An 18,069-nucleotide genomic window follows, 5' to 3' on the forward strand; every position below is an offset into this window, starting at 1 on the left:
CGACAGGAGACGATATTTCCATGGCCAATGCTGTAATCGGCGCGTTGCGCGTCAATCTGGGTATCGACACCGCTGAGTTTCAGAACGGCTTGGCCGAGTCTCAGGCCAGCCTGGCGAAATGGGCGAAGGCGGCTGCGGTTGCCGCCGCAGCTGCGGGCGCTGCGATCGCCACTGCGTTGGCGGCTGGCGTAAAGCGCAGCCTCGATGAGGCCGACGAGCTTTCCAAGATTTCGCAGAAGATTGGCGTTCCGATCGAGGAATTGTCGAAACTTAAATATGCGGCCGATCTCTCCGGTGTTTCGATCGAAAGCTTGTCGACCGCGACCGGAAAGCTTGCGCAGAACATCGTCAAGGCATCGGAAGGCGGTAAAGCCGCAAAGGGTTTCGATGCGCTCGGCATTTCGGTGAAGAATGCCGATGGTTCGTTGAAGTCAACCTCCCAGGTTATTGGGGAGGTCTCTGACAAATTCTCCAATCTGGCCGACGGGCCGGTCAAGACTGCTGCCGCAATGGCGATTTTCGGGAAGACCGGTGCTGACCTCATACCGCTCCTGAATGGCGGTTCTGCCGCGATCAAGGAAATGACGGATGAGGCCAAGGCATTGGGGCTCGAGATCAGCGCCAAGACGGGCGCAGCGGCGGAACAGTTCAACGATAATATTTCTCGGATTGGTTATGCAGTCGACGGGCTTACACTCGGCCTGACGGCTGCTCTTGCCCCGGCTCTTGCCGTTGCCTCCGACGCAATCGTCGGATTTGCCAAGGGGGCGCTGCAGCTCCTCGATTATCTGCCGGCGCTGGCGGAGAATGCGGCGATCGCGGGCGGGGCGCTTGCCATCATGTTCGCACCAACGATCCTGGCCGCTGTCGGCGCGCTTGCCGTCGCGATCGGGACTGGCCTCGTCGGCGCCGTCAATCTCCTTACTGTCGCAATCGCGTCGAACCCGCTCGGGGCCCTCGCGATCGCGATCACCGGTCTTGTTGTGCTGATTTATAATTTCCGCGATGAGATCCAGAAAGCCATCGGCGTCGACGTGGTGGCGATCGCAAAAAATGCTGCGAACATGGTCATCGGATCGTTCGTCGCAGCTTTCGAGGATATCAAATTCGTATGGCAGCAGTTTCCGAACATCATAGGAGCGGCCGTCATTGGGGCGGTGAACACTGTGGTCAATGGCGTCAGCCGAATGATCAATGTCGTCATCGATAACATCAACGACTTCACTCAACACATCGCCGGCATCTCCTCCCAGATTGGGATCGAGATTTCGCCAATCTCGCACATCGACGTGCAGGACATCCGCAACGAGTATGCCGAGGCTCTTGGCGCCGCGGTTGGTGATCGTAACAAGGCGATCAGCGAGGCGATGAATCGTGACTACATAGGCACAATTGCCACAGCGTTCAGCGGTGCGACAGCGGAGGCGACCAGTTTCGGGAATTCTGTTGGCGGTGCAAACGGGCAGCTGAACGCCATGGGAGGAAGTGGCGCGAAGGCGGCGGAAGGCGCGAACTCCGCCAAGGATGCGTGGGCTGGCCTGCGAGACGTTTCTGCTGGCGTGAAAGAGAAAATGGCGGCTCTAAAAGAACAAACACGGGCAGTCTCCGATGCTTGGACCGATTTTGGCCGAGGCGGTCAGTCGATACTGGAGGGGCTCGTTGATGGCACCTTGTCGTGGAAAGATGCGCTGAAGTCGGCGCTTCCGGTCTTGCTGGACCTGGTGACCAATCTCATGAACGCGCAGAATCCGGCCGGATTTGGCTCTGGCATGTTGGGAAGTTTTCTCAATGGGCTTACGGGATTGGGCGGCGGGTCCGGATATGGCAAAGGCTACTTCCCGCCGGCTCCTGGTGGCGGACTAACTGGATTTGCTATGGGCGGCATATCCGACGTGCCCGCGATCTTTGGCGAAGGCAAATATGCTGAAGCCGCTGTTCCATTGCCCGATGGTCGTTCGATTCCGGTGACGTTAAGTGGTGGGGATGGTGGGCCGCAATCAACGAGCGGGACAATCCAGGTCGTGCTGTCGCCGGACCTTGAGGCTCGGATTTTGGAGCGCAGCGGCAACCAGTCGATCGAGATCGTCAAGCAGAACAATCAGGCTCAGAGAAACTTCAAGCAGAACGGCGGTCAGGAATGGTAACCGTCGTTAATCTTCCGAATGTCGGCTACCGCAGCTGCAAATTCCATCCGATTCAGCCGCGCGATACAGGTCGTATGGAAGGCCGGCGTACAGAAAGCCAGAAGTTCGGCACGCCGTATTGGGTTGGTACGTGGGAAACCACAGCCCTGGAGCTTCCCGCCTTCGGCCTCGTCGAAGCATTCGAGATGGCGGCGGGGGATAATGGCGAAGTCTTCGCTGCTTACGACGCGTCCCGTCCGCGGCCAGTGCTTCAGGATAGCGGGTCACCATTGTCGGGCGTTAAAGCTCTGGGCGGAGTATTTAATGGCGATGCGGTTTTGCAGTCCATCAGCAACCCTCTGCTGATAGCCGTAAGCGGCCTCCCGGCCCTTTTCAAACTGTCGGTCGGGGATTACGTGGAAGTGCGAAAATCCCCAACTGTCCGCTCTTTGCATCGGATTCAAGCAAATGCCACGGCGAACGAAAGCGGGGTAGTCTCCCTTCCGATCCGCTACGCGCTCGATCTTCAGACGTTTACGTTGCCGTGCACCGTGCACTTCGAAAAGCCATCCTGCCTCATGCAGATCGACCCTGGCAGCTACGAGGCGCGAAAGGAGCTCGTCTATCGCGAGGCCTCCTGGAGTGCAACCGAGGTGTTTTTCTCATGAGTGTTGTTCTTGATCCTGCAGTGGAAGCGGCGATTGAAGCTGGCCAGATTAGACGCCTCGATCTGGTACGCTTTGATCTTCCCGGAAAATCGGTCGGTTATCATCGCGGCGGGCGGCCATACACCTATAATGGCTTGCAGTACCGTCCCAATCGGTTCCTGCAGATGGGGACTATGAACAGTGCCCTTGGCATCGCGGTGACGACGCGCACGATCGTATTCTCCAAAATACCCGTGAGCGACCCTGAAGACGCAATCGCGCGAATTGAGGAATTCGACTATCCGAATTCTCCTGTAATCATCGCCCATCTCTGCGGTGATCCGGTGACGGACCAGGTGCTTGGGATACTGACCTCGACCATCTATGAAATCGACAAGGTGACCTACAACAAGGGCGCGATCGATGGCAGCGGCGAACGTAGTCTCACGCTGTCCATCGATCTACAGCCGCCTGGGCGGTCCGCGCGCGGTTCGACGCTCGTGAAGCGATCGCAAACGGAACAGCAGTTTGACAATCTCGCTACCGATACCTGCCTTGAGTTTGCCTCGGTCGTCAGCAGCCAGCCCATGGAATGGGGCCAAAAGTCGAGTTGATCCATGACGCGATTTCAGATTGTGGAAGCTACGCTGAATGCGGAGCTGGCCAAGCCCTACCAATATGGTGTTGCCGATTGCTTCTTTCTCGGCATTGCCATGATCGACGCGTTGTCCGGCTCTGATCATCGGACCGGATTTGCGAAAGCCTATAGGACACTGGCTGGGGCGCAACGGGCGCTGCGCAAGCGGGGGCACGTTTCGCTCGTGACACTGTTCGACACCATTGTTGAACGATGTGCACCTGCTGAGGCTCGCCTCGGCGACGTCGTGATCCTTCAGCTCGGTGAACACGAGCACGTGGGCATCTGCCTTGGCAGCCGGTTTGTCACCAAGATGAATACCGGAAAGTCCTATCACAATCTGACCGACTGCATCGCAGCGTTTCGCGCGGGATAACCATTCATGCCCATTTTTACGGCCATCGGCACTGCGATCGCGGGCGCGCTTTTTGCTGGCTCGACCTTTGCGGCGACCCTCATTTCGGGCGCTCTCGTCTTTGGCGCCCGGCTTGGCATCAGCTATCTCAATCGCCCGAAGAAACGGAAGTATGCGGCTGTCCAAGGGGAAATCCAGTACGGGTCTGACGTACCGGTTGGAGCCATGTTCGGAACTGGAATGGCAAAGGGGCATCGGGCCTTCTATGCCAAATATGGCAAGGGCAATAAGTACAATTCTGATGTGTTTCTGCTATCCAACGGCTGGTGCGATGGCCTCGAAGCGATTTTCTTCTACGGGGAGAAAAAGGCGCTGGTCCCGACCGCGACGATTGGCGGCGAAACCGCGCGCTTTTTGGTCGATGGCTATGGCACAAAGCTATCAATCCGGTTCTACGACGGTCGTCCGGGGCAGCCTGTCGATTCGAAGCTCGTGCTTGACAGTGCGCTGCTGGGCGTGACTTGGAAGTCGACGAGCGTTTGTGCCGGTCTCTGCTACGTGATCGTTGATCGCGAATACGACAGCGCGCTGTTTGGCAAGGGCATACCTGAGTTCAGCTTTGTTCTGCGGGGTCTACGTCTCTACGATCCGCGCAAGGATAGCACGGTTGCCGGCGGCTCCGGGACGCATCGTGTTAATGATCCTTCCACCTGGCAGTTCAGTCGTAACCCTGCTGTGCAGCGGCTAAATTATCAGCTTGGCATCAAAGGCTTGATCTCGGGCCGCACGCTGATCGGCGAGGGCAAGTCTCTCGGGCAGCTTGACTTGTCATCGTATTTTGCGGCGATGAACGTCAGCGATACCATCAGGGCGGGCAAACCAACCTATCAGAGCGCGATCTATGCGCAGTCCGATGATGATCACACCGAGATTTTGAAAGAGTTTGATGATGCGATGGCCGGCTACGGCGTTAACCGTCGTGGCCTTTCAGGCGTCATCCCCGGGGCTCCTCAGATACCGATACTGGAAATTACCCCTGACGACATCCCCGTTGATCGCGAGCAGGAGGTCAGCAAGCGCAAGTCATCATTCGACAAGTACAACATGATGAGCGGGCAATTTACATCGCCGGAGAGTCAGTGGTCGGCTGAAAGCCTTAAGCCAATCGTGGTGAATGCCGATATTGCCGCCGATAAGCGGCCGCGTCAGACCGCCAACGATTTCCTGCAGGTTTCTGATCCCGACATCGCACAATATCTGCTCAACATTCGGTATCGTCAAAACCGCAAGGGCGGTCAGGCCACCGTTCCGGTCAGCCGTCGTGTCGGTCTCAAGGTGCAGGAAGGCGAGTGGGTAACGTTCGACGGAATGACTTGGCTCATCACCGAGTGGCGTTGTGACGAGCAGTTTCGGTTTACGCTCGTCCTGACTGAAACAGGTTCGGACATTTATGCCGATGGCGACATTGAACCAGGCCCTGTCGTTATTCCGTCGCCGCCGCAAGTCAATCCATCACTCTTGACGACGGTACAGAACTTCCGCGCCGAAGTAGGCATGATCAACGGCGAGGACGGATTCGAACAACCGGCGTTGCATTTCATCTGGGACCCTCCGCAGGACCCAACAATTACGGAAGTGAGGTTCTTCTATCGCATCCATGGCACCACAAGGGAATTTCAGGACAAAAGTTCGGATCCTGAAAGCGGCGAATACACTACTTCAAAGGACGTTCAGTCAGGGGTTTTCTATGAGTGCCGGGCAACGATAACGACCGTTCCGGATCGCTTCAAGACATTCACGCCATATGTAACTACGGACACAACTACGGGCCGGTTTAAAGTCTATCTACCCGGCGTCATCGATGACGTGCTGCGCAATCTTCAACAGCACCTCGAATGGATCGCAGAAAGTGTTCATTATCATACAGACGAGCTCGATCGCGTCGGGCAACTCGCATCGAGCAACGGCGCTCAAGCTGCGAGCGATAAGTTCGAATTGCGAGCCTCGATTGGCGAGGTTACCTCGTCGTACAAGCGCGACATCCTCGTCGTTGCCACTGCGACGGAAGCAGCGATAATCCGCGTCGAAGACCTTGAGGCGGTGATCAACGATCCGGTGACCGGGCTTGCGGCAACGGCCAGCGCCGTCGATGCCCTCTCCGTCACGGTCAACGATCCTGGAACAGGACTTGTAGCAACAGCCAACCGTGTCACGGCCCTCACGGCGACCGTCGGGAATTTCTCGGCATCGAACCTGTTCCGGTCGACGGTCGAGGCAACTCAAGCGGGTGCACTTGCCACAATCGGCCTAAGCGTTGCGGCAACGGGGCCGGGAGCAACCTCGCAAGCTGCCTTGTTCCTCAGCGCGTTGACGGGCGGTCTCAGCGAAATCGGCATGGTTGCCGACCGCATCTACATGGTGAACGGCGCCAACAAGCGGCGTCCGTTCGTCTTTACGGGAGGTGTGCTCTACCTTGATGACGTGCGGGCCACGTCGCTATCCGCACTTTCAGCAACGCTCGGCGCTGTCGACATCAGCTCGGCTATCATCGGCTCGCTGATCGTCGGCACCTCAAACCTCGGCATTGACTCAGTCACATCAACCGGTTCTGCCGGGCCTGCTGCGCCTCCCTTCAGCCTGACGGCCGACATGCCAAGCCCCAACAGGTCGCTGCTCCAGTTCAAGTACAGCGTGAGCGTGAGCAATCCCGGATCGTCTGGCGTGACACGGTCGGCGACATTCTCTGTCGTCAACAACACCACTGGAGCCACGGTTTACTCCAAGAGCTTCAGCGTCAATTCCGGCAGCTCGCTCAACATCGATGAGACCGAATTCTTCTTCGGTCAGAACGCCGCCGGGGTCAACTCATTCACTGCCACATTCCAACTCTCGGGCTCGATGAACACGACCGGTCTCACCGGTTCACTGATCGCGCTTTGGTGGAAGCGGTAATCTCAAAGGAAAATTCATGTCAGAACGTATTCAGATCGCGCCCATGGCTGCGCTCAATGAACAGTTGGCGCTTGTCGAGTTCTACAAGAACCGGACGCTTGTGCTTGCCAACCAGGTGCACGAGCTGACGGCTGCTCTTGAACAGGCGCAGGCGACGATCCAGCAGTTGCGGCCGGCGGAAGCGGCCGATGCTGATGGTCTCGTGCCAGGAAAGGCGCACTGATGGCTATTCGTCCCGACTATACGGCCGGTACAGTCACGATCGCGGCCAACGGCACCGTGCTCACTGGCGTCGGCACTATTTGGGCCGCTGCCAGCATCAAGCCAGGCGCGACGTTCAAAACCAAGAACCTCGACGCGATCATTGCGTCGGTCGATAGCAACACCCAGATCACGTTGACGGAGCCATGGACGGGCGGCGCGCTCGCCGGGGCAACCTATGCCATCCGCTATCAGCCCGACGGCTCCAGCCTGACGGCCAAGGTGCAAGAGCTCATCGAGCAGCTTGGAAATGGTAACGTGCTGGCTCTGTCAGGCCTCACGGGCGCGCTGGACGAGGTTCCAGTCTTCACAGGCCCTGGCGCCATGACGACGATTCCAAGATCGGAATTGACGCGTGGTGTGGAATTTGATGTTCAGGTCGACACTCTGGCCGATCGCGCTGCATACGACGGACAAGCTGAAGGCTACAAGGTTCTTGTCTCAAACGTTGGAGATGGTCGCTCTGCCCTCTACAGCAAGGCCAGTAACACTCTGGGCGACTGGTCTGACCCTTCATACATCACAGGGCCAATAGGTGCCGTCGGGCCGTCTGGATATAACCCGCGAGGCTCCTATAGTGGTTCGACTTCGTACGTCGAGGGCGATGTCGTTCTCAACAATGGGTCTTCGTGGTCTGCGTTAAGCGCAACTACTGGAAACGCGCCACCCTTGTTGCCCGCCACTTCTAATACATGGTGGCAACTGGTCGCCCAAAAGGGTACTGACGGTACCGGCATTGGCGACATGTTGAAGTCTACCTATGATCCGCAGAACAAGCAGGGCGATGCCTTCCCCTACGACACGAAAGCGGCAGCCGAAGCCGCAACCATTTCGGGGGGAATTAACACCATTCGACTGCTTGGTTACGGGAGCGCCGGCGACGGCGGTGGCGGCCTCTATGTGAGGGTGGGGTCAGAGCCCAGCCATGCAGGTAAGCTGCAGTCTGCGGACGGGGCATGGTGGCAGCTTTCCACCGACACGGCCCATCCGAGGATGTTCAATGCGCCTGGGAACCTAACGGGCGATGATTCCCCCGCGGTTCAGAAGGCGCTGAATTATCTCAAGTTCATTGGCCGAGGCGCGCTGGACCTTACAGGCACTTTCAAGATTGTGGACGGCGTTGCTCTCTCGGGTATGTCGAACATCGAGATTGTTTCGAAAGGCGGGGTGATCTATTACCCACAAGCCAGCGCGAACCACTATCACCTTTTCCGCATCAACAGCTGCGCCAACATTCTGGTCGATGGACTAAACATCTATTCAGACAGCGCTCTGGAGCGGGATGACACTGGCTTCGCGGTGCAGGTCAGCGGGTCGTTCGGTGTGCGCATCACGAATAACAGGTTTGCAGATATTGCATCAGCTTGCGTATGGATGGATAACTCTCAAGACTTGATCGTAACCGGGAATTTTATCGACAGCGGCAAGGCAGACGGAATACACTTTTCCGACGGATGTCGGGATTTTGTCTGCTCTGACAACACAATTAACTCGGTAGAAGATGACGCCATCGCAGTGGTTCGCGACACTGGCGGAGTGATCCCCAGCAACGGGACAATATCCGGTAACGTTATTCGCCAGACCATACGTGGGCATGGTGTAGTTCTCATTTCGTGTCACAGCATTGTTGTAAGCGGAAACAACTTGGAAGGGTTCATCGGGCCGGCAATCGCATGCTACACATGGGTTGGAACCACGGACCGCGCGGTGGATATCCTCATTACCGGGAACATTATACGCAACGTAGGGAGCGCCCCCGAGACCGACCTTGGATCCTGCGCGATCGCACTTGCAGGAACCCAACGCGCGGTAGTCAAGAGCAATGACATACAGGGTCCAGGCGTAATCGATGCGACACATCCCAACGCTGCGATCTTCTTCATCGACGACTCTGCTGACATAACCATCGAAGGGAATGCTCTGCACGACAGCGCGAAGTACGGAGTTTTGGTCAACGACTTAAGCGGAACCTCTAACAACGGAATACGCGTACTGCGGAACGATTTCCGCAATGTCGCCGAACTTTCGTTCAAGGCCCGACCTGCTGGTGGGCTGGGAAAGGTGGTCGTGTCGGGGAATACGTTCGAACTCTGCGGCTACAGCAACCCCAACAATCGCATAATCGAAATTGCGAATGCTGGTGCCAACGGGGTCTATGTAGGCGGCAATAAGCAGATTGATGCGCGTCGCAGCATTTTCGTAGACGCCGCGACATGCAGCGCCATCTTCGCTGAAGACAACACGCCGACCGTAAAGATATCTTATAATCCCAGCGCTCGCGCTTCCGACGAGAGTGCCTTCACCTCCGCGACTTCTCAAGCCTCATACTGGCGCTCTAGCGGCATGATGTTTGTCCGGATCATCGTGACGATCACAACCAAAGGTGCGGGCGTCGGCTTGAAGGTAGACGTACCTGTCGTAAATGACGGCGGTGGCCACGCATTCCAGTGGCGAGAGACGGCGGTAACCGGGGCAGTGGGAACAGCAGAATTCGCAGATAACAACACCCTGTATCTCAGCCCAGCAGACGCCGCACAAGGTGATCCCGTGGCCAGCGGTCGGACGATCGAAATCAACGGATGGTACACGACGAGCGGCTAAGCGGGCGATGCTTTAGGCCAAGTAACCGTGCTTGCGGGTGGGTTCCCGCAAGCACCCTGCGCTATTCAAAACAAATCAACGCGTACTCGGGTTCAATAGAAACGCCAAATTGGGCAATTTCCGGCCTTCGCCGGCTACATTCGGCCTCCCCGGAAAGCCACTGTGCGGAAGAAGGGGCTATGACTGTCTTCTGCGCCACAAGGCCAAGTAGATAGATTCCGCTCCAATGGGGGGTGAGCAGGGAGTGCATGTCACCAATAGCGCCAGTGTTGGCTAGATATTGACCGGCGCCTATCACAATCGGTCTATCCCACTTAAACCCTTGGTCAGAGAATTTCGTCACAATTTGATGTGCGATGGCGAAGTCCCTCGCGCGCCCCTGCGAATAACTTGTTGCCAAGCCGACGCTTGCGATCAAGAGCACTGTAACCGGAAGCCAGCATAAGACCGGGAACCAAATGGAGCTCAACAATCTATTGCTGGCTACAGAGACGGCACATGCCACAACAAACACCAATCCGGCGAAATACCAAAAGTAGGTCCTTGGGGGGAACCAAGTGTAATCGAAGGGGAGAGATGTTAGCTGCAGGCCCGCGAACCCAATGACGCCGATTATAAGCACCACTGCCATCCAAAACCGAGGGCCCCGTTCGCGAACGGCCGGCCGGTTCGATACCAGACAGATTATCGCCAAAAAAATCAGGGAACCAGTCACAAACAGGCGAGCGTTTTGAGTCAATGGCGTCGTTAGGGGTCCAACAATCTCCAGCCCTAAGCGAGACAGGTGGATTTTGAATTTCGCTGCCATCTCGGGGGTGGAGAGTCGCCTGAAAATAAAGTCCACACCGTAGCTGCGCAGCATTTCGAGAACGCCGAAGTTGAGCATCATCGAGAACAGAAACCCGGTAGCACAGGCTCCAATTGTGGCCGCTATGCGCTTCAGCGGGATATCCGGCCGAGCTACCTCAAATGCAACCAGGGTGGCAACAACGACCATAAAGAACCCGAGAGCGCCTTGATACGATGTCATCACAATAAAACTGGTAACTAGGCACAGAAGTCCGTTGCGCGCGGGAGAACTGCTCCAAAAGTGTACCAGTGACAGGATCGAACAAAAGGACAGAAAGATGGTAACTCTCGCGCTGGCATAGCTGTTGAGTTCGAAGAAACCGGGATGAAGGGTCGCGCACAGAATTAGTGGCACCGCAACAGATGCGGTGAGGTCCGGACGAGCCCGCCTGATCATGAGGCCGACAATCAATGCCAGAAGTAATTCGTTAGGAAAGAACAGCAGCTTTGACAGCATAGAATGATCAAACCCGAGCCATTCGAGTATCCATGCCACCGGAATAGTGGTAATTCGGCCCCACTTCAAATTGGCATCGAGTAATGTTCCGACTTGTCCGGTTACGAGGTGATAATATAGCGGGACAACATCATCGATCGAAGGATAGTAAAAAAGGCAAATTCTGACCAGCGCCGTGATCAGGAACGCCAAGCCGACTGAACGGATCAGCCAACTGTCAGTTTGGTCGGCGCGACTGCTGTTGTGCATCGGCGATGAGCGCATCGCGCGCGATCCAGTTCGGGAGTCTTCCAAGGAATTCACCCCTAAGCTTTACGCAAAACTACGATGTCTTGAAAATCATGAATTGCGCCTGGGACAATCCGCTCCACGATGAAATCCTGCGCCCAAGCCGAATGTATATAATTGGCAGAAATAAAGGTGATGCCGTAATCGTAATTATCGGTAGTCAGATGACCATCCTGCCGACTGAAATGAAATCCTGTAGTTTCGAACGCTCTAGCCGCGTTACGAAACTCATTTTCGGGTATCGACAACATGTTCGCAATTCGTTGCTCAGACAAAGCACGGGACAGCGCACGTTCGCCATGCACTGTCAGGAATAGATAGGCACCGTCGCGGGTGACCCGCTTCAACTCGTCGAGGTACAACGTGCTATCTTTCTCGTTCATGTGTGTGAACACGGAAATAGAGATCACGCAGTCAGCGACTTGATCCGGGAGTTCAAGTGGTCGGCGGGGTACACTGGGAACTGAGTTTACCCAAGGAAGGTTCTGATGCACCCACTCCAAGAGCTCATGGTCCACGTCTATACCAGTGTATTTTCCTTGGAAACCTTTGAATATTCGCGCAAGTTTGCCACTTCCAACACCGAAGTCGATGATGCTTTCGAACCGATGAAGTGCAATCGGGCTCGCTTGGCTTAAAGCTCGAAAAACGTCACAGCCGTGCTTTGCGAAGTCACGTTTGTCGGTAAGGCCCGAAACCTTATACATTAGCGGTTCTGGCGGGAATTTGGCGACCAAACCACTATCGAGGTCGTTCTCGCTGAAGCTTTCGTTAAAATGAAGCCATTGTTCGGGTTCGCAATTTACGTCCAAGTTCAGACCGTGAGTTGTAGCCATTTTGTGCCCCTAAGCGAGAAACGATTCCTTCGGGGAGGGTCCTTACCAGTTTCAGAGCGCCAAGAATAGTCGCGGGGGACAACGACAACCTGTGGCGGTCAGCTTTCGAGCTCTAGGCCGCCTCTCTATGCGGCGATCGCCAATTCTCCCGAGCCCGCTTTTATCGTAGTATGGCCACGAGCCGACAGGTATGGCACGCGCTGCTTTAGGAACGCTTTTTCTATCAGCTCGTACGATAGGGCGCTGACAGCAAGCGTCACCGGATAGTGGAATAGATACAGGATCGCCGCTTCGTTCCAGACACTCGAATTGAAAAGCCGGATTCCGATCCAGTCTGCATATAACCTGTCGCAAAGTCCGAGCGTGATAAAGTGCAGCATGTATGTGCTGTACGATATCGCACCGATGTAAGCCAACGACCTTGCGATCGCGCCATTTGCGCGCAATGTCAGTAGGCAGTAGGGCGCGAGGATGGATGCCCAGCACACGGCAATCATTGTTGGCCAGAACACCCACAGGATCGAGGACGAAGGATAACTCGGCTGATTATAGTATCCGCCTCGCTCGTTCATCCAATGGGTGACGCACACCGTAACAAAAAGCCCGAGACCAAGTGCAACGCAGTATATCTTGGTGGCATATTTAGGCGGGTGCGCCTTAAGCCTAAGAAAAGCGAGGCCAGCAAGGATGCCAGCGAGGAACGCGTCACCTTGCCCGAATATCGTCCAGTATCCGATCTGTTGCGCGTTACCCAAAGAGTAGAAGCACGCGAGCCTCAGGATCACAAGAAGAAGGCTGAACATACCGCAGCCGACAATCGTTTGACGATAGGAGTCGTGCACCAGGCGATCTTTTAGAAATGGGTATGCAATATAGAATTGGAACTCCACGATGAGCGTCCAGGTTCCATATACGGTCCCCCCTCCTAGTAAGCCGAACAGCATGAACAGTGAAGTCGTAGAAGCGCCAGCTGCGGTGACTGCATAGAGTGTCACCAGGAAGATCAGTGGAAACAGCCTGAGTACACGGTTCCTCAGAAAGGCAATGTATTGAATGTCTTTCTCGTGGGTGAGGACGGTAAATACGAACCCCGTGATCGTTATGAAAAGAGTTACTCCCACCCAACCTTCTTCAAAAAGGCTGGAGACCCAGTTGTTCGGCACTGTCGTCGTTGGAATTCCACGTTGATGAAGCCCGTGCCATGAAAAAACAAGTAGCGCTGCAAACGCCCGCAAGTGATCGAGTCCAATCAAACGCTGACCAGATGTGGGTTTCAAGGCGATTTTCTTTCAATGATTTGTTGGGCAGGGGCCCGGTGAGTGCCGCTGCAGTATTAATCCCAACTTTCGGCGAATAGCTAGCGAAATGATTTTCGGCATTAATAAATGCCGCGGAAAAGCCTCTCGAATTCCCTTCAAAATCAAGGAAACTGAAATGCCCTCCTTTGGATCAAAATCCAAAGCGGCTCTGGCTAAGTGCCATCCGCTTTTGCAAGACATTGCCAATGAAGCGATCAAGGAAATCGACTTCATGGTGCTCGACGCCACGCGCGGCCGGGTAGAGCAGGAGCGGGCCTTCGCCGGCGGCAAGAGCAAAGCCCGTTTCGGCCAGTCGGCGCACAACTACGTTCCGGCCATCGCCTTCGATCTCTTCCCGGCTCCGTACGACTGGAACAATACCGCGGCCTTCATCGCTCTGTCGAAGGTCATCATGCGGATCGCGAAAGAGAAGAAGATTCCGCTGCGCTGGGGTGGTGACTGGAATAGGGACGGCGACAAAACAACGTCCGATGCGTGGGATAAACCCCACTACGAACTCGACCCTTGGCGGGATTGGGCCGCTAAGTCGAAGCTATTTGAGGGCTAAAAATGAATGGGGCACCTGGGGCAGTCGATGCGGTCGTTAACCTCCTAATAGGCCTCGGTCTGCCTGGCGTGATCATCATCGCGCTCGGGTTCGCCGTTTACCGGCTCTATAATCGGAATCAAGAACTCCTTGACACGATGGTCGAGACCGGCCGCGAAACCGTTAAAGCACAGGAAGCGGCTACAGCCTCGATCAACAGGCTGTCCGATCTGCTTCTACGTGGCAAAGCACCGGAGTAAGCGAATGGGACTTCTGCGGAGGATATTCAACCCTCACGATGGTTCTCGGCGAGCGGTCGCGGCTCAAGTGATCCGAGCGCGCGAGAACGTCGAGAAAGCAGCCAACCGACTGGAGTCTGTCGTCTCAGATTTACTCGACGAGAATGATCGCATCACAGGAAGGAAACCTCGGCATGTTCCGAAATCTCGCTCTTAATCGGGTAATGCTTGGCATTGTGTTCTGCACTCTTGTGTTCTTCGTATTGCGCAGCGTCTTTCCACCGGTTCAATTCATCATTTTCTTGAATGGCATCTTTGCCGGTTCGATCGTCGCCATTCTCGTCGCATATCACAAGCTCATCTGGTACGCGGTCCTCGGCGTTGGGGAATACAACCGCGTCCGACAGATGACCATTGGCTTTGCAATTTGCTGGGTGGCGATCTGTGTTGGCGCATCGAACTCGATCTATCTCCGATCGACCGGCGCTGAAATCCCGATGACCGATCTCACGGCAGCGGCGCGCTATCTCAGCATCATTGCCGCAATGCTCCAGGTGACGGCGCCAGACTTCGGCCTCGGGCTGTTCCACGGTCGCGATCGTCGGGTGCTGTGGCTGGGTGTCTCGATCGGGCTCACGGTCGCCACCATCACCATGATTGTTCAGCAGTGGGGAACGTGATGCCGTATCTCAAACTGCTTCCATACATAGCGATCGCCGGGCTGTTGGCGGTCGTGCTTTGGTATCGGGGCGAGATGATCGATGCGAAGGCCCACAAAGCCGCCGCAGATGCAGCGCTCTCGATTGCCAAGGAATCGAACGAGCAGCAGGCCAAGGCGATCGACAAGCTCGTCGAGCGCAAGGCTCGCGACGATCAAATTCTCGCCGATATCTCAGCGAAACTCGCCGGCATCAATCAGAGCGTGGCGGAAACAACCGAAACCATTACAAAACTGGAAAAGAACGATGAAACCGTGCGCAAGTATCTTGATGGGGTTGTGCCTGAGTCTCTGCGCCGGGTGCTCAACAAGCCCTAAAGCCTTTCAGGCGACCAAGGTCGTCGAGGTCTACCCGCCTGCCGCGTTGATGGCGCCATGCCCCAATCCCTACCGAGAGGTGAATACGACCGGCGATCTGGTCAATCGCCTCACCGCAACCGAGGGCGCGTTGAAGACATGCAGCGCTCAAATTGATGGGATTCGCGCATGGCGCTCCGATCAATAAAATCTACGATTCAAAACTCATTCGCCCGCCGCCGGTCATTCCGGTTGGCGGGCTCTTTATTGCGTTCTAGGGCTGCCTCGGCCTTCGGTCTCTTGCCAGCGTAGTTTTGCGCCCGCCGAACTTCGGATCAGGCTTGCCGGTGTAGGCCGGCCGCAGTGGCTCGGCTTCCATGTAAATGTTGGCTTCCCTTGCCGCCTCTACGAAGGCCACACGCGCGACCGAAGGCGAGCAATTGCCCTCAAGGCACTTGAGCATGATTTCACGCGCCAGACGGTGCTTAGGTCCGGTTTCGTCGGGCCATTGCTGCAGCAGGAACACAGCCGCATCGTAAGCCGAGGTGACACTGATCAATTGCCCGGGCTGTCGCCCAAACACGCGCACCATCTTGAAGGTTCTATAGTCCTCGTAACCCATGGCCGGAAATATAGGGCCGGTGTTTCAAGATTCCGAATCAATCGTTTTCATTATTTTTTACGCGGGATGCGCTCCACCCGCCCGCTGCGAAGATCCTCGACGACGACGGCATATTGCTCCGGATTGTTCTGCCTCATCGATCGGAGTTCCATGGTGCGCTGATCGTGGGGCCATTCCTGCGGATCGCGCTTGCCGGCCTCAGTCTTCAAGAAATGAGCCAGGCGATGCTCAACCATCAGAATGGCATCCTCGCGTGTCAAACAGGTGTCGGTGGTGGCGTTCCCTATCTGCATGTTGACGGACCAGACGTCCTGGTTGTCTGCATCCGTTGTGCGATAGATGCGCGCGATCGTAATGTTCTCGACGTAGGCGCAAAAGTCGTGATGCAGTTCATCGCCGCCGATGAGCGTTCTTTTCCATGTTATGTGCATGGTCGCATCGTAAGGATGCGCTATCGGATGATGCAACCAATTTTTGAAGCTATCGCGGGTTAAACTTTTCGCGTTTTTCGAAACGTGTTCGAGCTTTCAAATCGTCGAACACCTTTTGAAATAAAGCGCAATCTACCAGCCTGATAGCCCGGAAGTGTTTGCCGGATTTAAGAGGTGCCGCGTTGATAGGACCTCGATCAACCTCGCCTCATCAAGGGCCAAATTTCCCGAATGACGGTGAAGCTTGGGTTAAGCTCTAGTCCAGCCTCATAGAAAATATCCCAGATGCGAGTGTGAGAGCGGTCGATTTGCAGGGCGATCTCTTTCAGTTTCCCGTAGTCAATCCGGCGCTCAATGAAACGCGGCGAGCCCATGTTGGACACGCCCGGATTGCCATCCTTATCTTCGCTCCACATCCAGTGCACTACTTGATCCCGGTGGCCTTTTACAGACAAGACCATGTCTAATGCGCTAGTCAGCCGTGTAGCCCATTTTTCATTGAGCTGGGCTTTAGCCTCTTTCTTCAGGCGCTGTACTCTCTCGACAAACGAAGAGCGCTGATAGTTGACTTGCTGTTCGGCAGTAGCAGTGGCATTCAAAAGCTCAATTAGGTTTTCCAGCGCAGCCCAATTGAAAGAAACCAGTCCGATGCCGAATATCTCATTGTCTGAGATCGCGGGCATCATTCTGAAGCCCTTTCGATTTGCAGTGAGCATCATCAAACATCCCTTCGAGGAACAATGTTGGCATAGTCTAAGTTAAACTTTGGCAGCATGTCTCCGGATACGAAGGTTTCTTTTTCGATGCACTTTGGGCCACGAATTACGCCACACAATGAGCCACAAATTTGGTGCGCCAAACAGAAACCGCAAATGAAATCAATAGGTGCGGAGTAAATGCGGTGCATCTCGACTGCACCGCCAATACTCCATCCTGGTCTAGTCGAATTTTAGGAGTTGAATGATTTCGTTTGGGCTCAGTTCTCGTCCCAACAGTGAACTTCGCATAGTGGAGAAGATCGCGGCCATCTGGCTATAGCGCGCGACCGTGGGCGTGTGTGAGTTGAAGTCCCGTCCCTTGAAGTTCTCAAAGCGGCCAAGCTGATCCACTAAGAAATGGGCGATACCCATGTAGTCAGTCTCATTATTGCCATCAAAGCCCTTGAAGCGGGGGTTCTTACCTCTAAAGCCGACTTCCTCCTCTATGCGTTTTTTATCGTCATTACTGAAACCAGCGTAAGCGCGCTCGATGAAGGTCCATGTGTCGAGTACATCAACGACCGTTCGAAGAGCTTTGGGGTCGTCAACTTCGTTGTGCATGACGCCCGACAGTTCCCAGTCCAGAGCCCAAAAATGTCCGCCGTAGATGACTTCCTGAATAAGTTCGACCTTTTTCATTTCGTACTTGCTGTCCTGCTTATCCTTGCCGGCGTTGATTTGGTTCTTCAAAATTTCCGTCAGCAGCCACGTCATGAGCCTTTCGCTCTTATTAAGTCGAAAACCCTCCGGCGTGTGAGCATCTAGACCTCGGTCGATCAATCGGCGCACTGCCTCAGACCTCGAGAATGTATCGCCCTGGCTCCCGCGCCATTGGTCCACTCGTTCGATAGTGTCGGCATCAAGTCTCAATTCAAATCGTTCCGTCTTCGGTGTCATCTGAAAATTCCTTACATACGTTAATCTGTACGTATTGTACGGTAGATGTACGTAACAATCAAGTGTGGAAAGAGACACCCGGCTGAGGGATGACAAACTTCCGATTTTCACGCCGCCGACTACGTATGAAATATGCCGGTACATTGCGCCACATTACGTTCCACATTTTGTGCCACAAGTAGAACAGAATATCGGCAAAAATCAAACAAAAACAATAATCAACGATTGCCGGGGAAGCCACCCGACCGTACCATTC

Annotated in this window: 19 protein-coding genes; 11 read left to right on the forward strand and 8 right to left on the reverse strand. The window is 55.2% G+C overall.

Annotated elements, in window-relative coordinates; translation table 11 throughout:
• Nucleotides 1–20 precede the first annotated feature (20 nt).
• From BLR72_RS22015 to BLR72_RS22045, 7 genes are read left to right on the forward strand one after another with little or no spacing between them, the layout of a single operon-like run.
• Nucleotides 21–2,144 carry a phage tail tape measure protein gene (locus BLR72_RS22015; RefSeq protein ID WP_091952069.1) on the forward strand — a complete coding sequence of 708 codons (2,124 nt, stop codon included), beginning with the start codon at nucleotides 21–23 and terminating at the stop codon, nucleotides 2,142–2,144.
• Nucleotides 2,138–2,791 carry a hypothetical protein gene (locus tag BLR72_RS22020; RefSeq protein ID WP_091952071.1) on the forward strand — a complete coding sequence of 218 codons (654 nt, stop codon included), beginning with the start codon at nucleotides 2,138–2,140 and terminating at the stop codon, nucleotides 2,789–2,791. The genes BLR72_RS22015 and BLR72_RS22020 overlap by 7 nt, the downstream gene beginning before the upstream one ends.
• Nucleotides 2,788–3,384 (forward strand): DUF2163 domain-containing protein, encoded by a 597-nt coding sequence (locus BLR72_RS22025; RefSeq protein ID WP_091952073.1) that lies wholly within the window; start codon nucleotides 2,788–2,790, stop codon nucleotides 3,382–3,384. The genes BLR72_RS22020 and BLR72_RS22025 overlap by 4 nt, the downstream gene beginning before the upstream one ends.
• 3 nt (nucleotides 3,385–3,387) lie before the next feature.
• On the forward strand, nucleotides 3,388–3,783 hold the full coding sequence (locus tag BLR72_RS22030) for a DUF6950 family protein (protein ID WP_091952075.1): 396 nt from the start codon (nucleotides 3,388–3,390) through the stop codon (nucleotides 3,781–3,783).
• Nucleotides 3,784–3,789: 6 nt separating this feature from the next.
• Complete coding sequence (locus BLR72_RS22035) at nucleotides 3,790–6,714, forward strand: phage tail protein (protein ID WP_091952077.1); 2,925 nt, start codon at nucleotides 3,790–3,792, stop codon at nucleotides 6,712–6,714.
• Nucleotides 6,715–6,730: 16 nt separating this feature from the next.
• The gene (locus BLR72_RS22040) at nucleotides 6,731–6,937 is read left to right on the forward strand and encodes a hypothetical protein (protein ID WP_091952079.1); all 207 of its coding nucleotides are present in this window, start codon (nucleotides 6,731–6,733) and stop codon (nucleotides 6,935–6,937) included.
• Nucleotides 6,937–9,576: a right-handed parallel beta-helix repeat-containing protein gene (locus tag BLR72_RS22045; RefSeq protein WP_091952081.1), complete on the forward strand. Its 2,640-nt coding sequence runs from the start codon at nucleotides 6,937–6,939 to the stop codon at nucleotides 9,574–9,576. The genes BLR72_RS22040 and BLR72_RS22045 overlap by 1 nt, the downstream gene beginning before the upstream one ends.
• Nucleotides 9,577–9,637: 61 nt before the next feature.
• On the opposite strand, the gene BLR72_RS22050 is transcribed toward BLR72_RS22045, so the two are convergent.
• From BLR72_RS22050 to BLR72_RS22060, 3 genes are all read right to left on the reverse strand, one after another.
• The gene (locus BLR72_RS22050) at nucleotides 9,638–11,146 is read right to left on the reverse strand and encodes a hypothetical protein (RefSeq protein WP_091952082.1); all 1,509 of its coding nucleotides are present in this window, start codon (nucleotides 11,144–11,146) and stop codon (nucleotides 9,638–9,640) included.
• A gap of 41 nt (nucleotides 11,147–11,187) precedes the next feature.
• A complete protein-coding gene (locus tag BLR72_RS22055) occupies nucleotides 11,188–12,006 on the reverse strand; it encodes a class I SAM-dependent methyltransferase (protein WP_091952084.1) in 819 nt (272 codons plus the stop codon).
• Nucleotides 12,007–12,131: 125 nt separating this feature from the next.
• On the reverse strand, nucleotides 12,132–13,283 hold the full coding sequence (locus BLR72_RS22060) for an acyltransferase family protein (RefSeq protein ID WP_175492438.1): 1,152 nt from the start codon (nucleotides 13,281–13,283) through the stop codon (nucleotides 12,132–12,134).
• 88 nt (nucleotides 13,284–13,371) lie between these two features.
• Here BLR72_RS22060 and BLR72_RS22065 point away from each other — a divergent pair, with 88 nt between their 5' ends.
• From BLR72_RS22065 to BLR72_RS22080, 4 genes are all read left to right on the forward strand, one after another.
• A complete protein-coding gene (locus BLR72_RS22065) occupies nucleotides 13,372–13,872 on the forward strand; it encodes a M15 family metallopeptidase domain-containing protein (protein ID WP_091952088.1) in 501 nt (166 codons plus the stop codon).
• A gap of 2 nt (nucleotides 13,873–13,874) precedes the next feature.
• Complete coding sequence (locus tag BLR72_RS22070) at nucleotides 13,875–14,111, forward strand: hypothetical protein (protein WP_091952090.1); 237 nt, start codon at nucleotides 13,875–13,877, stop codon at nucleotides 14,109–14,111.
• 173 nt (nucleotides 14,112–14,284) lie between these two features.
• The gene (locus BLR72_RS22075; RefSeq protein WP_139202566.1) at nucleotides 14,285–14,770 is read left to right on the forward strand and encodes a hypothetical protein; all 486 of its coding nucleotides are present in this window, start codon (nucleotides 14,285–14,287) and stop codon (nucleotides 14,768–14,770) included.
• Nucleotides 14,770–15,126: a hypothetical protein gene (locus BLR72_RS22080; protein ID WP_091952094.1), complete on the forward strand. Its 357-nt coding sequence runs from the start codon at nucleotides 14,770–14,772 to the stop codon at nucleotides 15,124–15,126. The genes BLR72_RS22075 and BLR72_RS22080 overlap by 1 nt, the downstream gene beginning before the upstream one ends.
• A 253-nt stretch (nucleotides 15,127–15,379) precedes the next feature.
• Here BLR72_RS22080 and BLR72_RS22085 read toward each other — a convergent pair whose 3' ends face one another.
• The 5 genes from BLR72_RS22085 to BLR72_RS22630 all read right to left on the reverse strand — a co-directional run.
• Nucleotides 15,380–15,688 carry a DUF982 domain-containing protein gene (locus BLR72_RS22085; protein ID WP_175492439.1) on the reverse strand — a complete coding sequence of 103 codons (309 nt, stop codon included), beginning with the start codon at nucleotides 15,686–15,688 and terminating at the stop codon, nucleotides 15,380–15,382.
• Nucleotides 15,689–15,777: 89 nt separating this feature from the next.
• Nucleotides 15,778–16,158, reverse strand: coding sequence for a hypothetical protein (locus tag BLR72_RS22090; protein ID WP_139202567.1), 381 nt, complete (start codon nucleotides 16,156–16,158; stop codon nucleotides 15,778–15,780).
• 197 nt (nucleotides 16,159–16,355) lie between these two features.
• A complete protein-coding gene (locus tag BLR72_RS22095) occupies nucleotides 16,356–16,877 on the reverse strand; it encodes a hypothetical protein (protein WP_091952100.1) in 522 nt (173 codons plus the stop codon).
• 219 nt (nucleotides 16,878–17,096) lie between these two features.
• The gene (locus BLR72_RS22100) at nucleotides 17,097–17,813 is read right to left on the reverse strand and encodes a YfbU family protein (protein ID WP_091952102.1); all 717 of its coding nucleotides are present in this window, start codon (nucleotides 17,811–17,813) and stop codon (nucleotides 17,097–17,099) included.
• Nucleotides 17,814–17,871: 58 nt separating this feature from the next.
• Nucleotides 17,872–18,069: hypothetical protein (locus BLR72_RS22630; protein WP_210183749.1), on the reverse strand; the 198-nt coding region annotated here is incomplete at its 5' end.

Source organism: Phyllobacterium sp. YR620 (genome assembly GCF_900104165.1).
Lineage (GTDB): Bacteria > Pseudomonadota > Alphaproteobacteria > Rhizobiales > Rhizobiaceae > Phyllobacterium > Phyllobacterium pellucidum.